Raw genomic sequence first — 13,758 nt, 5'->3', positions numbered from 1 at the left:
CCCTGTCCGGCTCTGCGCTCTTGCAAATTTGCGATCTGGCCGTTGCTGCAAACTACCGCAAATTAACGCGCTGTAATCAACCCAAAAAATTGCAAATCTAGCGTCAGTCACGCCCTGAGACCGCCAAAATGGCGCGTGGTGTGGCTTTATAGCGCCACTTAAGTCGTGAAGGGCGGTGGGAGTGGCCTGCAAACCCATCCAATCGAACGGATTGACAGGGCGTCCTTGGTTCTGCAAATTCTTGCAAATAATTGCAGTGGCGGTTGTCGTTCGCCACGGGAGGGGAGCGATGTTGGCCTTGACGCCTTGGCGACGAACGCTGCTGGCCGTGACGGCGCTGGGCGTGCTGGCGACCAGCGCGCTCGCTGCTCCCGACGCCTATCGTCTACGCAAGCCTCAGGACGAGGTGATCTATTTCGTCCTGCCCGATCGCTTCGAGAATGGCGACGCGACCAATGATCACGGCGGGCCCGCTCTCGGGCCTTTGGTCGACGGCTTCGACCCGACGCGGGCCGGCTTCTATCACGGCGGCGATCTGGAGGGCGTGACCCGGCGGCTGGACTACATCCAGGGCCTGGGCGCGACGGCGGTGTGGCTGGCGCCGATCTTCAAGAACCGCGCGGTGCAGGGGCCGCCGGGTCACGAGTCGGCCGCGCATCACGGCTACTGGATCACCGACTTCACCGACGTCGATCCGCATTTCGGGACCAAGGCCGACTTCAAGGCCATGGTCGACGCGGCCCACGCCCGGGGGTTGAAGGTCTATATGGATATCGTCGTGAACCACACGGCGGACGTCATCCAGTATAAGGAATGCCCCGAAAGCCGCTGCGCCTATCGCGGCGTCGCCGACTATCCCTATACGCGCCAGGGCGGCGTGGCGGGCGCGCCGATCAATGACGGCTTCGACGGCAAGGACTTTCGCAAGCTCAAGCGGACCGACTGGGCCTATACGCCCTACGTCCCGGTCGGCCAGGAGCACGCCAAGAAACCGGATTGGTTGAACGACCCGATCTACTACCACAACCGCGGTGACAGCACTTTCGCGGGCGAGAGCTCGCTGCTGGGCGACTTCGCCACGCTGGACGACGTGTTCACCGAGAACCCACGAGTCGTCGCGGGCTTCATCGAGGTTTACGGCCAGTGGATCGACGACTTCGGCGTCGACGGCTTCCGCATCGACACCGCCCGCCACGTGAACCCCGAGTTCTGGCAAGCCTTCGTCCCGGCCATGCTGGCCCGCGCGAAGGCCCGGGGCATCCCGAACTTCCACATCTTCGGCGAGGTGTTCGATCCGGACGTCGCGATCCTGGCCAGTCACACCCGCGTCGACAGGCTGCCGGCCGTGCTGGACTTCGCCTTCCAGTCGGCCGCGACGGACGTCGCCCTAGGCCGGACCGGGACCGATCGCCTGGCCCGCATTTTCGCCGCCGACCCGGTCTACGAGGGCGGCGAAGCGACCGCGCGCCAACTGCCGACCTTTCTGGGCAATCACGACATGGGCCGCATCGGCTGGTTCGCGATCAAGGAAAAGCCGGCGATCGGCGACGAGGAATTGCTGGCCCGCGTCACCCTGGCCAACGCCCTGATGCTGACCGCGCGCGGCGTGCCGACCATCTACTATGGCGACGAGCAGGGCTTTACCGGCGACGGCGACTATGCCGACAGCCGCGAGGATATGTTTCCGAGCCAGGTGGCCAGCTACAACGACAATCGTCTGATCGGCTCGAACGCCAAGGGGCCGAGGTCGGCCTTCGAAACCGACGGCGCGCTCTACGGCCGCATCGCCGAGCTGGCGAGGATCCGTGTCGCCACGCCAGCCTTGCGCGACGGTCGCCAGGTGACCCGCGTCGCCGGTGACAAACTGGGCCTGCTGGCGTTCTCGCGCATTCTGGGCGAGACCGAGGTGGTGGCTGTCTTCAACAGCGGCGACCAACCGCTGAGGGTCAATATCCCGGTCGAGGCCGGTTCCGTCGCCTGGCGGGCGCTGCACGGCGCATGCGCCAAGACGGCGAGCGCCCCCGGCAGCTATTCGATCGAGCTCAAGCCGCTCGACTACATGATTTGCGTTTCCGAGGGACGATAGTGACAGTGCAGGTTCTGGTTCGCCCCGGCGCGGAAACATCGATGAATACCGAGTGGTGGCGTGGGGCGGTCATCTATCAGGTCTATCCGCGCAGCTTCGCCGACTCGAACGGCGACGGCGTCGGCGACCTGCCCGGGATCACCGAACACCTCGAGCACATCGCCTCTCTGGGCGTCGACGGGGTGTGGCTATCGCCGTTCTTCACCTCGCCGATGAAGGACTTCGGCTACGACGTCTCGGACTATCGCGACGTCGATCCGATCTTCGGGACCCTGGCCGACTTCGACGCCCTGATCGCCAAGGCCCACGCCCTGGACCTGAAGATCATCATCGACCTGGTCTTCTCGCACACCTCCGACGAGCACCCCTGGTTCGCCGAGAGCCGCCAGGACCGCGCTAACGCCGAGGCCGACTGGTTCGTCTGGGCCGACGCCAAGCCCGACGGCAGCCCGCCCAGCAACTGGCAGTCGGTGTTCGGCGGTCCGGCCTGGACCTGGGACGCGCGCCGCGGCCAGTACTACATGCACAATTTCCTCAGCAGCCAGCCCCAGCTGAATCTGCACAATCCGGCGGTGCAGGAGGCCCTGCTGGCCGTCACCCAGTTCTGGATCGACAAGGGCGTGGATGGCTTCCGCTTCGACGCGATCAACTTCTCGATGCACGATCCGGCCTTCACGGATAACCCACCGCTGCCGCCGGGCGGCAAGCGTACGCGGCCGTTCGACTTTCAGGACAAGATCCACAACCAGAGCCACGCCGACATCCCGAACTTCCTGTCGCGCATCCGAACTCTGACCGACGCCGCGGGCGGCCGGTTCTCGGTGGCCGAGGTGGGCGGCGATCATGCCGACCGCGAGATGAAGCTGTTCACGGCCGGAAACGACCGGCTGAACAGCGCCTATGGCTTTCTCTATCTCTACGCCGACAAGCTGACCGTCGACATGATCCTCAAGGGCGCGGCCATGTGGCCGGGCGAGGACGGGGAGGGGTGGCCGTCCTGGACCTTCTCGAACCACGACGCGCCGCGCGCGGTGTCGCGCTGGGCCGAGGGGCGCGATCGCAAGGCCTTCGCCGAGATGTGCCTGCTGCTGCTGATGGGCCTGCGTGGCAATGTCTTCGTCTACCAGGGCGAGGAACTGGGCCTGCCCCAGGCCAATGTGCCATTCGAACGCCTGCAGGATCCGGAAGCCATCGCCAACTGGCCCCAGACCCTCGGCCGCGACGGGGCCCGCACGCCCATGCCCTGGACGGCCGGCGCGCCGAACGCGGGCTTCTCGGCCATCGAGCCGTGGCTCCCGGTCGACCCCGAGCATCTGCCGCTCGCGGTGGACGCCCAGGAGGACGACCCGACCTCGACCCTGCATGTGGCGCGTCGCCTGGTCGGCCTGCGCAAGGCCTATCCCGCCCTGCGCACCGGAGCGATCAGCTTCGTCGACACCAACAGTTCGCTGCTGATCTTCCAGCGCGGGGAGGGCGCGGACGCGGTGCTGCTGGCCTTCAACCTGGGCTTTGAGCCAGTGACCTGGTCGCTGCCGGAGGGGTGGGCGATCGTTGACGGGGTCAATCTGGGCGGCGAGGGCGAAATGCCGCCGTGCGCTGGGCTGATTGCGCGACGGGTCTAGCCGCCGCAGCTTTCCCGAATGATCAGGTCGGTCGGCACGCGTTCCGACCGACTGGCCCGTTCGCCGCTGTCGAGCAGCTTTGACACCATCAGCCGGCCGGCCTTGTTGGTGTCCTGGGCGATGGTGCTCAGAGCCGGGCTGGCGTAGCGGCTGAAGGGGACGTTGTCGAAGCCCATCACCGAGACGTCGCCGGGCACGGACAGGCCGGCGTGCTTCAGGGCCCGCATGGCGCCGAGCGCGATCAGGTCGGACGCGGCGACGACACCGTCAAACTTGATGTCGTGATGGATCAGGCTGTCGACCGCGGCCTCGGCCGATTCGACCTCGAAGTGGGCCGGGACGATCAGGTCCGGGTCGACGCCCAGCTTGGCGTGTTCCAGGGCGTCCAGATAGCCGCGATGGCGCTGCATGGCCTCCGGCGCCTCGGTGTCGCCGAGGAAGACGATGCGCTTGCGCCCCAGGCGCTGCAGGTGGAGCGTGGCGCGGCGGCCGCCCATCACATTATCCGAACCGACCGAGCAATAGTTCTGGTCCGGCAGCTGGGCGCCCCAGACCACAAAGCGGTTCTCGGTCTCGGCCAGGCGGTTGAAGGCCGCGTGCAGTGAGCTTTGGCCCAGGAAGATCACGCCTTCGGCCCGGCTGGTGGTCATGGCCGAGGACAGGTCCTCGAAATTGGTCGGGGCGATGTGGCTGAGGATCACGTCGCATCCGCGCTCGCGCGCGGCTTCGCCGACGCCAGCCAGCAATTCCAGAAAGAATGGATCCGACATGCTGCTGGCGCGGCCCTGCGGACGGGGCGTGACGATGGCGATCGTCGCCTCGGCCCCGATCGGGCCGGCCGGCATGTAGCGGCGGAAGGGGTAGTCCATCTCTCGCGCCAGCTTCCAGATGAGCTGCTTTGTGCGCTTGTTGACGGCCGGGCTGTCGTTGAGGGCCCGCGACGCGGTCGAGATCGAAACCCCCGCCAGCTTGGCCAGGTCTTCCAGTCGCGTCGCCCCCTTGCTCACCCTAGGTCCATCCCTGTTTGATCGTTGTTGCTGCAAAGATTTTTGCAAACTTTTTCAGAGGCTCATAAGGCGCCGTTCCATGGGGTTTGCAAGCCGGGCGCGGTAAAAATTGACGTGAAAACTCCTGCAAATCTTGGCGCGGACCCGACTGTGTTCTGAAGGGGATTATGGGTGAAAGTGGCGCTCGTGGCGCCACGAAGCTCAATGGAATATGGATTTATCGTTGCGCCTCGCGATGACGCGTGCGCAAATGGCCGCCACGACGAATTATGAAAAAACTTGCGAACCAGTCGGAAGCAACCGGCGGTCGGAGCGGGGCGGAGGACCGATGGCCAGGCAGCGGCTCAGTATCCTGCAGATCTGGAACATGTGCTTTGGATTCTTCGGAATCCAGATCGGTTTCGGCCTGCAGAACGCCAACACCAGCCGCATCTTCCAGACCCTGGGCGTCGATGTGAACCACCTGGCGATCCTGTGGATCGCCGCGCCGGCCACCGGTCTGCTGGTCCAGCCGATCATCGGCTACCTCTCCGACAAGACCTGGGGGCGTCTGGGCCGCCGCAGGCCGTACTTCTTCTGGGGCGCGATCCTCACCACCCTGGCGCTGTTCGTCATGCCCAACGCGCCCGCGCTGTGGGTGGCGGCGGGCGCCCTGTGGCTGATGGACGCCTCGATCAACATCACCATGGAGCCTTTCCGGGCTTTTGTCGGCGACAACCTGCCCGACGAGCAGCGGGCCACGGGCTACGCCATGCAGAGCTTCTTCATCGGCCTGGGCGCGGTGCTGGCCTCGGCCTTGCCGTGGATGCTGACCAACTGGCTCAACGTGTCGAACACCGCTCCGGCCGGCCAGATTCCCGACGCGGTGCGGATCGCCTTCTACGCCGGCGGGGCGGGCCTGCTGCTGGCCGTGATGTGGACGGTGTTCACGACCCGGGAATATAGCCCCGACCAACTCGCCGCCTTCGAGGTCGCCGAGCACGAGGCGCTGGGCTTCGGGCCTCACGAGGAGCCCGAGCCGTCGGTGAACGCCTATGTCGTCCTGGGCGTCGGCGGCGTGCTGGCGGGCCTCGCCTTGACCCTGATCGTCTGGAGCGCGCGCCTGGAGAAGGAGCTCTATGTCCTGGCCGGCCTGGTCTTCGCGTTCGGCGTGGCGGGCGTCGTCGGCGCGCGGTTCAAACGGATCGGGCGCACGGACAACGGCTTTTCCGAAGTGCTGTCCGACTTCTTCCGCATGCCCAAGACCATGCGCCAGCTGGCGGTGGTGCAATTCTTCTCGTGGTTCGGCCTGTTCGCCATGTGGATCTACACGACGCCCGCCGTAGCCGCGGTCCACTTCCATGCGGTGGACGCGACGTCCAAGGCCTATAACGAGGGCGCGGACTGGGTGGGCGTGCTGTTCGCCGTCTACAATGGCGTCGCGGCCCTGGCGGCCCTGGTCATCCCGCTGATGGTCCAGGCGACCAGCCGCAAGGTCAGCCATGCGGCGTGCCTGATCCTGGGCGCCCTGGGCCTGCTGTCATTCCTGCTGATCCGCGAGCCGGGGATGCTGTGGATCGGCATGATCGGCGTCGGCTTCGCCTGGAGCTCGATCCTGTCGGCCCCGTACTCGATCCTTGCCGGCGCTCTGCCCGCCCGGAAGATGGGCGTCTACATGGGCATCTTCAATTTCTTCATCGTCATCCCGCAGCTGCTGGCGGCGACGGTGCTGGGCTTGCTGCTGAAGAGCTTCTTCGCCGGCCAGGCCATCTACGCCCTGGTGCTGGGGGCGGCTTCGCTCGCCATCGCCGCGGCCGCCACCTTCGCGGTCCGTGACACAGTCCCTCAAGCCCGTCCTGGCGCCGTCAAGCCGGCTTGAATTCCTTTTCCTTCCAGCCTGACGAGTCCTCGCCATGCACAGCCTGAAACTTCTTGCCCTGGCTTCGGCCGCCCTGGCCGCCAGCGCGGCGCATGCCGCCGCGCCGAGCACCTGGGCCTATTCGGCCAAGACGGGTGTCGGCGCGTCCTACGAGGCCTATGTCGACGGCGCCTACAAGGCCGGCGGCAAGACCGGGGCGGTGTCCAAGGTCTGGTTCTCGATCGCCGACGGCGTGCTGACCGAAACCATGTACGGCCTGATCCACGAGGCCCAGATCAAGCAGATGCGTATCGCCGTCCAGACCGCGACGGGCCTGGCGGTCGAGGGCGCGGACACGACCTCCAAGACCGAATATCTGCACGTCGACGCCGCCGGCCGTCCGCTGTCGCCGGCCTACAAGATCACCACCACGGACAAGCAGGGTCGCTTCGTCATCGAGAAGCGGATCTTCACCGATCCGGACCGCAACAGCCTGTTCGTGCGGGTCACGGTCAAGGCGCTGAAGGGGCCGGTGACCCCGACCCTGGTGCTGGAGCCGCACATGGCCAACACCGGCGGCGGCGATACGGGCGTGGCGTCGGCGACCGCGCTGACCGCCTACGAGGGCAGGGCCTTCCTGAGCCTGAAAGGGACCAAGCCCTTCGCCAAGGCCTCGGCCAGCACGCTGAAGGACAATGACGCGCTCGCCGGCCTTAAGGCCACGACTACCTCGGCCAAGGGCGCCATCGTCCTGACCGGCCAGCTGCCGGCCGTGACCAAGGAAGCCACCTTCGACTTCGCCATCGGCTTCGGCCCGGACGCCAAGACCGCCGACGCCACCGCCGCCGCGACGCTGAAGACCGGCTACGCCGAGGTGCTGGCCCGCTTCAACGGCGAGGGCGCGCGGGTGGGCTGGGAAGACTACCTGGCCTCGCTGACCGAGCTGCCGCGCCTGCGCGAGGCCTCGGAGGACGGCGGCAAGCTGGTCCAGGCCTCGGCCCTGATGCTGAAGGTCCAGGAGGATCGCACCCACGCCGGCGCCCTGATCGCCTCGCTGTCCAACCCGTGGGGCGATACGGTCGACGCCACCGAGTCCTCCACCGGCTACAAGGCCGTCTGGCCGCGCGACTTCTATCAGTGCGCCATGGCCCTGGCGGCTCTGGGCGACAAGGAGACGCCGCTGGCGGCCTTCCACTACCTGCCGACGGTGCAGGTTGGAGCCAAGACGCCCGGCAATAAGGGCGATGGCGGCTGGTTCCTGCAGAAGTCGCATGTCGACGGCACGCCCGAATGGGTCGGCGTCCAGCTGGACCAGACGGCCATGCCGATCATGCTGGGCTGGAAGCTGTGGAAGCTGGGCTGGCTCTCCGACAAGGACCTCAAGACCTTCTATGGCGAGATGCTGAAGCCGGCGGCCGACTTCCTGGTCAAGGGCGGCAAGGTCGACCTGGGCTGGAACCACGCGACCATCACCCCGCCGTTCACCCAGCAGGAGCGCTGGGAAGAGCAGGGCGGCTACTCGCCTTCGACGACCGCCGCCGTGATCGCGGGTCTGGTGGTGGCCGGCGACATCGCCGAGGCCGCCGGCGACACGGCGTCGGCCGAGACCTACCGCAAGACCGCCGACGACTATTCGTCCAAGGTCGAGGCCCGCATGGTCACGACCAAGGGCGCGTTCGGCGACGGCCACTATTACCTGCGCCTCAACAGCGACCAGGATCCGGACAACAAGAGCCCGGTCGAGGAGCGCAACGGCCAGGCCGCCGTGCCCGAGAACAAGATGCTGGACGCCGGCTTCCTGGAGCTGGTCCGTTACGGCGTGCGGCGCGCCGACGACCCGGCCATTGTCGCCAGCCTGCCCAAGCTGGACGACGAGGCGATGGAGGACCTCTATCGCGTCCGGTACAGCTTCACGTTCCCGGGCGTCGATGGGACCTTCCCCGGCTGGCGGCGCTACGGCGTCGACGGCTATGGCGAGGACACCAAGACCGGCGCCAACTACGGGGCCGACGGCCAGATGCGTCCGGGCCAGCGCGGCCGCGTGTGGCCGATCTTCACTGGTGAGCGCGGTCACTACGAACTGGCCCTGGCCGGTGTCGCGGGCAAGCCCGACGCGGCGGCGGTCAGGAGGATCCGCGACACCTATGTCAAGGCCATGGAGCTATTCGCCAACGAGGGTCTGATGATCCCCGAGCAGGTGTGGGATGGCGTTGGCGCGCCAAGCGCCCATGGCTACACGCGGGGCGAGGGAACGGACAGCGCCACGCCCCTGGCCTGGAGCCACGCCGAGTACGTCAAGCTCCTGCGCTCGGTCAGCGACGGCCAGGTCTGGGACAACTACGCGCCTGTGAAGGCCCGTTTCTCCCGCTAGAGTAACGGTTCCGGACGCGCGGATTGTCGCAGTTCGGCGCGTCTGCGGCATGGTTAACGGGTGGTTTAGGATTCGGCCGCGAAGACAGGGTTAACAGCCCCGCTCGTGGCCGGAGACCTTCATGTCAGCGTTCCGTCGATTGACCATCGCCTGGAAATTGATCCTCGTGGCGGGTCTCGCGATCGGCTTCCTGCTCATCGCCGCGGCGGTGGCCGTCTCGTCGCATACCAGCGCGATCGTCTCGGGCCTGACCAACCGCTATGCCGGCGCGGTGGCCGACGACGCCATCCAGAGCGTCCAGGCAGACATTGGCAAGGTCCAGTCGACGGCGCGGTCGATGGCCGTCTCGATCGGCGCGGCCCATGAGGCGGGCATGACCGACCGGGCCACGGTGGTCCAGATGCTGAAACCCAATGCCGAGTCCTCAGCGATGGTGCTGGGCAGCTGGTACATGGCCGAACCGAACGCCTTCGACGGCAAGGACGCGGAGTTCGCCGGCAATACGGCTTCGGGCTCGAACAAGGCCGGCAACTTCTCGCCGTACTGGGTGCACGACGGCGACAAGGTGATCTTTCAGCCGCTGGACCAGGGCAACGAGTACCAGGAGCCGTACTACGCCGTCCCCAAGCGGACGGGAAAGTCGGCGGTTGTCGAGCCCTATGCCTACGACGTCGTCGGCAAGTCGGTGCTGATGACCTCGGTCGTCTATCCGGTGTTCTCGCGCGGCCAGTTCATCGGCGTGGCTGGTCTGGACATGGCGCTGGACAGCGTCTCCAAGACCCTGGGCGCGCTTAAGCCACTGGGCGGCGGCCGCGTGATGATGCTGTCGCCGAGCGGCAAGTGGATCGCCCACCCCGATCCGGCCAAGCGCACCCAGCCCTATGCCGACATCGGCGCCGACCAGGTTCAGAGCGTCCTGGCCGGCGGCGCGGCCGTCGAGGTCAAGGGGATTGTTGTCGACGGCGCGCCCATGGCCCGCATCATCCGTCCCGTGCCGATCCCGGCCCTGAACACCACCTGGGCCCTGGTGATGGACGTGCCGGTGGCCGCCATCACCGGCCCCGCCGACCGCCTGGCCAAGATCCTGTTCATCGGCGGCCTGGTCATCACCGCGGCCGTGCTGGCGGCGCTGTTCTTCGCCAGCGCCGCCCTGGTCAAGAAGCCGCTGACGGGCCTGACCCGCTCGGTCGACAAGCTCTCGGCGGGCCGCTACGACGAGGCCGTTCCTGGTATCGACGGCGGCGACGAGATCGGCGCCATCGCCCGCGCCCTGGACGGCTTCCGCCACGACCTGGCCGACGGCCAGCGCCGGCGGGCCGAGCAGGAGGCCGAGCGCGCCGAGGCCGAGTCCGAGCGCCAGCGCCATGAGCAGGAAGCCGCCGCCTTCGCCGCCGCCCAGGCCAAGGCCGTTCACGCGCTGGGCGAGGGCATGGAACGCCTGGTCGACGGCGACCTGATCTGGCGGATGCGCGAGGACGACTTCCAGGGCGACGCGGCCAAGATGCCGCGCGACTTCAACGCCGCCGTCGAGAGCCTGCAGGCGACCATGGCCGGCATCCTGACCGCCGCTCGCAGCATCCGCGGCGGTTGCGCCGAGATCAGCAGCGCCGCCGACGATCTCTCGCAGAGGACGGAGCGCCAGGCCGCCGGCCTGGAGCAGACCGCCGCCGCCCTCGACCAGATCACCGCCACGGTGAAACGCAGCTCGGAAGGCGCCGAGCGCGCCCGCCAGGTGACGATCAGCGCCAAGGCCGCCGCCGAACGCAGCGGCGCGGTGGTCAAGGAAGCCGTCCAGGCGATGGGCGGCATCGAGAAGTCTTCGCAGTCGATCACCCAGATCATCGGGGTCATCGACGAGATCGCCTTCCAGACCAATCTGCTGGCGCTCAACGCTGGCGTCGAAGCCGCACGGGCTGGGGACGCCGGTCGGGGTTTCGCGGTGGTCGCTCAGGAAGTGCGGGCCCTGGCCCAACGCTCGGCCGACGCGGCCAAGGAGATCAAGGGCCTGATCCGGGCCTCGACCGACCAGGTCGACAAGGGCGTCAAGCTGGTCGGCGAGACAGGCGAGACCTTGGCGCAGATCCTCACCCAAGTGGCCGAGATCAACGAGCTGGTCGGCGAGATCGCCTCGTCCTCGAAGGAGCAGGCCGTGGGCCTGGCCGAGGTGAACCAGGCCGTGAACCAGATGGATCAGGTCACTCAGCAGAACGCGGCCATGGTCGAACAGTCGACGGCCGCGAGCCACGCCCTGTCCAGCGAGGCCGCCGAACTGGAACGCCTGATCCGCCGCTTCCAGGTCGGGGCGGTGGTCCACGAATTGCCGGCCCGCGCCGAGCGTCGTCCAGCGGCTCCGGTCCCGCGTCCGGCCGCAGCCCCGACCCGCGAGAGCTTCCGTCAGCGCTACGTCCAGGGCGCGAACGCCCTGAAGGTCCAGCCGAACTCGCGCCCGGGCGAGTGGGAGGAGTTTTAGGGCGCGACCTGGAATCGATCCGAGACGAACTTGCTCAGTCGCCCTGCCAGGAATGGCGGGGCGACATTGCTGAGGGCGACGATCACGCCCTCGCCGCCGTCGATGATCCGAAGGTCGCCGGCCATGCCGGGGGCGCCGCCGTTGTGGCCGACGATGGGTAGGGGGCTCGGATAGATGGCGATGCCGTAGCCGTACTTCATGCCGTCGCCCAGATCGACGAAGCCCGTGGTCATCTGCTTGCGATGCGTCTCGTCCAGCAGGCGGCCGTCGTAGAGCGCCATGGCGAACTTCACGAAGTCCTCCGCCGTCGCGTAGCCGCCACCCGCCGAGGTTCCGCGCCAGGGCAGGCCTCCGGCCAGTGTGAAGTCAGCCTTCTCATGTTCGTAAGCCACCGCGCGGCCGGGCACGGGCATGGTCTCCGGTTCGAAGCCGCTGCCGGTCATGCCGGCCGGCTGGAAAATGTGGGCGCGGACATAGTCGTAGTAGCTCTGGCCGGAGACCGCCTCGATCACCCGACCCAGCAGGATGAAGCCGTAGTTGGAATAGTCGTCCTTGGAGCCCGGCTCGAAGTCCGGGGCCCGCTTGCCGAACAGGTCGACATAGTCCTGCAGCGTCCGCACCCGGTCACGCCTGGCCTCGTATTCCGGTGTGAAGATCTCGCCCGCGCCGCCCTGGTGGGTCAGCAGGTGATGCAGGGTGACCTTCCGGGCCCAGTCGGCGTTCGGATAGTCCTTCAGATAGGTGATCAGGGAGGCCTGGACGTCCAGCTTGCCGGCCTGGGCCAACTGCATCACGGCGACGGCGGTGAACGTCTTGTCCATCGATCCGACCCGGAACTTGGTGTCCGCCGTGTTGGGGATCTTGCGCTCGCGGTCGGCCCAGCCTTGCGCGAAGGTCGCGACCAGTTTGCCCTTGCGGGCGACCATAACCACGCCGGAATAGTTTTCGCCCATCTCCGCCAGCTTGCCGGCGATCGCCTTGACCAGAGCGGCGTCGGGTAGGCGCGCGGGGGCTGGGGCGACTTGGGCGATAGCCGATGCGGGCAGGGCGAGCGCGGCCAGGAGGCTAACGGGCAGGCGAAGCTTCATGCCGAGAATCCACTTGAGGTGGAGCGACGTTCGCTCAAGCGCCGTCATGTGTCCATTTGCAAGTCATTCGCAAAAGTGCTGGCGTTGCGGCGGGCAACCCGGATAGGTCAGGACTTGAGGTTCATCCCCGGAGCGCCGATGTTCACGAAGTCCTGGCTCATTTCCCTGCCGATGCTTGCCCTGGCCAGCAGCGCCATGGCCCAGACCGCGCCGATCGTGAAACCGGTCGCTGGTGGCTATCAACTGAGCCGGGGGCTGGAGGACTTCTACGACACCGCGTTCGTGATGAAGGACGCCAAGACCGGCAAGCCCCGGGTCGTGAGCTTGGCCGAGGCCGCCGCGCTTCTGTCGGGCTACGATGTCGTGTTCTTCGGCGAGAGCCACCGCCATCCCGGCGTGCATCTGCGGCAGCAGGAGCTGTTCCGGGCGCTGGTCGCCAAGAACCCGCGCTACATCCTGTCGCTGGAGCAGTTCGAGCGCGACACCCAGCCGGTGGTCGACGCCTATCTGGCCGGCAAGGTCGGCGAGAACGCCCTGAAGGAAAAGGGCCGGGCCTGGGACAACTATCCGACCTCGTACCGGCCCCTGGTCGAGTTCGCGCGGATGCGCGGCCTGCCCGTGGTGGCCGCGGAGGCGCCGACCTGGGCGATCTCTTGCATCGGCCAATGGGGTCCCGAGGTCCTGAGCCAGTTCACGCCGGAGGAGCGCGGCTGGATCGCGCGCGATCTCAATCCCGGGACCGGCGCCTATCGCGCGAAGTACATGCGCTTCCAGTCCGGCGCGGCGGCCCATGGCGGCGGCGCGAGCCGGTCGCCCGAGGCGCTGCTGAAAGCCGAGCGGAGCCTGGCCGGCCAGACCGCCCGCGACGACACCATGGCCGAGTCCATTTTCCTGGCGCTGAAGGCCCATTCGGGCTCAAAGGTCCTGCACCTGAACGGCAATTTCCACAGCGCCGCCTTCCTGGGGACGGTCGAGCGGCTGAAGCTACGTGATCCCGCCCTTAAGATCGCGGTCATCGACCCCCTGGAGGTCGAAGACGCCAAGGCGCCGTCCTTCAAGGCCGCCGACCTGGAGAATGGCACGCTGATCCAGCTGATCTATCCCAATCCGCCCGCCTTCGTGGACGGCGAGGACACCAGCGAATGGGTCCGTGGGCTGATGGCCAAGCGCAAGGCCAGCGCCTGCAAGTACGCGCCGCCGGGGACCCCGGAACCGGCCAAGCCCTAAACCGCGCCGCGCCCTCTGACATCCGCCGCCAGCCGCGCTATATCCCCGCT

General features: G+C 67.2%; 7 protein-coding genes and 1 pseudogene. 6 read left to right on the top strand and 2 right to left on the bottom strand.

What is annotated here, in order from left to right:
• The first annotated feature begins 289 nt into the window (after positions 1-289).
• Together EIK80_RS19650 and EIK80_RS19645 are read left to right on the top strand one after the other, a co-directional pair.
• Entirely contained in the window at positions 290-2,086 is a 1,797-nt protein-coding gene (locus tag EIK80_RS19650) for an alpha-amylase family glycosyl hydrolase (RefSeq protein WP_125158713.1), read from the top strand.
• Complete coding sequence (locus EIK80_RS19645) at positions 2,065-3,708, top strand: alpha-glucosidase (RefSeq protein WP_199743552.1); 1,644 nt, start codon at positions 2,065-2,067, stop codon at positions 3,706-3,708. The genes EIK80_RS19650 and EIK80_RS19645 overlap by 22 nt, the downstream gene beginning before the upstream one ends.
• Here EIK80_RS19645 and EIK80_RS19640 read toward each other — a convergent pair.
• Positions 3,705-4,726: pseudogene (locus EIK80_RS19640) on the bottom strand (LacI family DNA-binding transcriptional regulator). The gene EIK80_RS19645 and the pseudogene EIK80_RS19640 overlap by 4 nt on opposite strands.
• A gap of 317 nt (positions 4,727-5,043) precedes the next feature.
• Here EIK80_RS19640 and EIK80_RS19635 point away from each other — a divergent pair.
• The 3 genes from EIK80_RS19635 to EIK80_RS19625 all read left to right on the top strand — a co-directional run bounded on the left by EIK80_RS19635 (position 5,044) and on the right by EIK80_RS19625 (position 11,393).
• Complete coding sequence (locus EIK80_RS19635) at positions 5,044-6,573, top strand: MFS transporter (RefSeq protein ID WP_199743551.1); 1,530 nt, start codon at positions 5,044-5,046, stop codon at positions 6,571-6,573.
• A gap of 34 nt (positions 6,574-6,607) precedes the next feature.
• Positions 6,608-8,923, top strand: a complete 2,316-nt coding sequence (locus tag EIK80_RS19630; RefSeq protein ID WP_125158709.1) for a glucan 1,4-alpha-glucosidase — start codon at positions 6,608-6,610, stop codon at positions 8,921-8,923.
• Positions 8,924-9,044: 121 nt separating this feature from the next.
• Positions 9,045-11,393, top strand: a complete 2,349-nt coding sequence (locus EIK80_RS19625; RefSeq protein ID WP_125158708.1) for a methyl-accepting chemotaxis protein — start codon at positions 9,045-9,047, stop codon at positions 11,391-11,393.
• On the opposite strand, the gene EIK80_RS19620 is transcribed toward EIK80_RS19625, so the two are convergent.
• A complete protein-coding gene (locus tag EIK80_RS19620; RefSeq protein ID WP_158624735.1) occupies positions 11,390-12,481 on the bottom strand; it encodes a serine hydrolase in 1,092 nt (363 codons plus the stop codon). The genes EIK80_RS19625 and EIK80_RS19620 overlap by 4 nt on opposite strands.
• Positions 12,482-12,619: 138 nt before the next feature.
• On the opposite strand from EIK80_RS19620, the gene EIK80_RS19615 reads away from it, so the two are divergent.
• The gene (locus EIK80_RS19615) at positions 12,620-13,708 is read left to right on the top strand and encodes a ChaN family lipoprotein (RefSeq protein ID WP_125158706.1); all 1,089 of its coding nucleotides are present in this window, start codon (positions 12,620-12,622) and stop codon (positions 13,706-13,708) included.
• Positions 13,709-13,758: the final 50 nt, after the last annotated feature.

It is taken from the genome of Caulobacter sp. 602-1 (genome assembly GCF_003931565.1).
Classification (GTDB): domain Bacteria; phylum Pseudomonadota; class Alphaproteobacteria; order Caulobacterales; family Caulobacteraceae; genus Caulobacter.
The sequence above is the reverse complement of the archived record's forward strand: the minus strand, read 5'-3'. Positions and strand labels throughout refer to the sequence as shown.

What these genes read in the sequence shown, in the direction of transcription:
- EIK80_RS19635 (WP_199743551.1), top strand. Translation starts at nt 5,044, where the DNA reads ATGGCCAGGCAGCGGCTCAGTATCCTGCAGATCTGGAACATGTGCTTT.
- EIK80_RS19630 (WP_125158709.1), top strand. Translation starts at nt 6,608, where the DNA reads ATGCACAGCCTGAAACTTCTTGCCCTGGCTTCGGCCGCCCTGGCCGCC.
- EIK80_RS19650 (WP_125158713.1), top strand. Translation starts at nt 290, where the DNA reads ATGTTGGCCTTGACGCCTTGGCGACGAACGCTGCTGGCCGTGACGGCG.
- EIK80_RS19625 (WP_125158708.1), top strand. Translation starts at nt 9,045, where the DNA reads ATGTCAGCGTTCCGTCGATTGACCATCGCCTGGAAATTGATCCTCGTG.
- EIK80_RS19615 (WP_125158706.1), top strand. Translation starts at nt 12,620, where the DNA reads ATGTTCACGAAGTCCTGGCTCATTTCCCTGCCGATGCTTGCCCTGGCC.
- EIK80_RS19620 (WP_158624735.1), bottom strand. Translation starts at nt 12,481, where the DNA reads ATGAAGCTTCGCCTGCCCGTTAGCCTCCTGGCCGCGCTCGCCCTGCCC.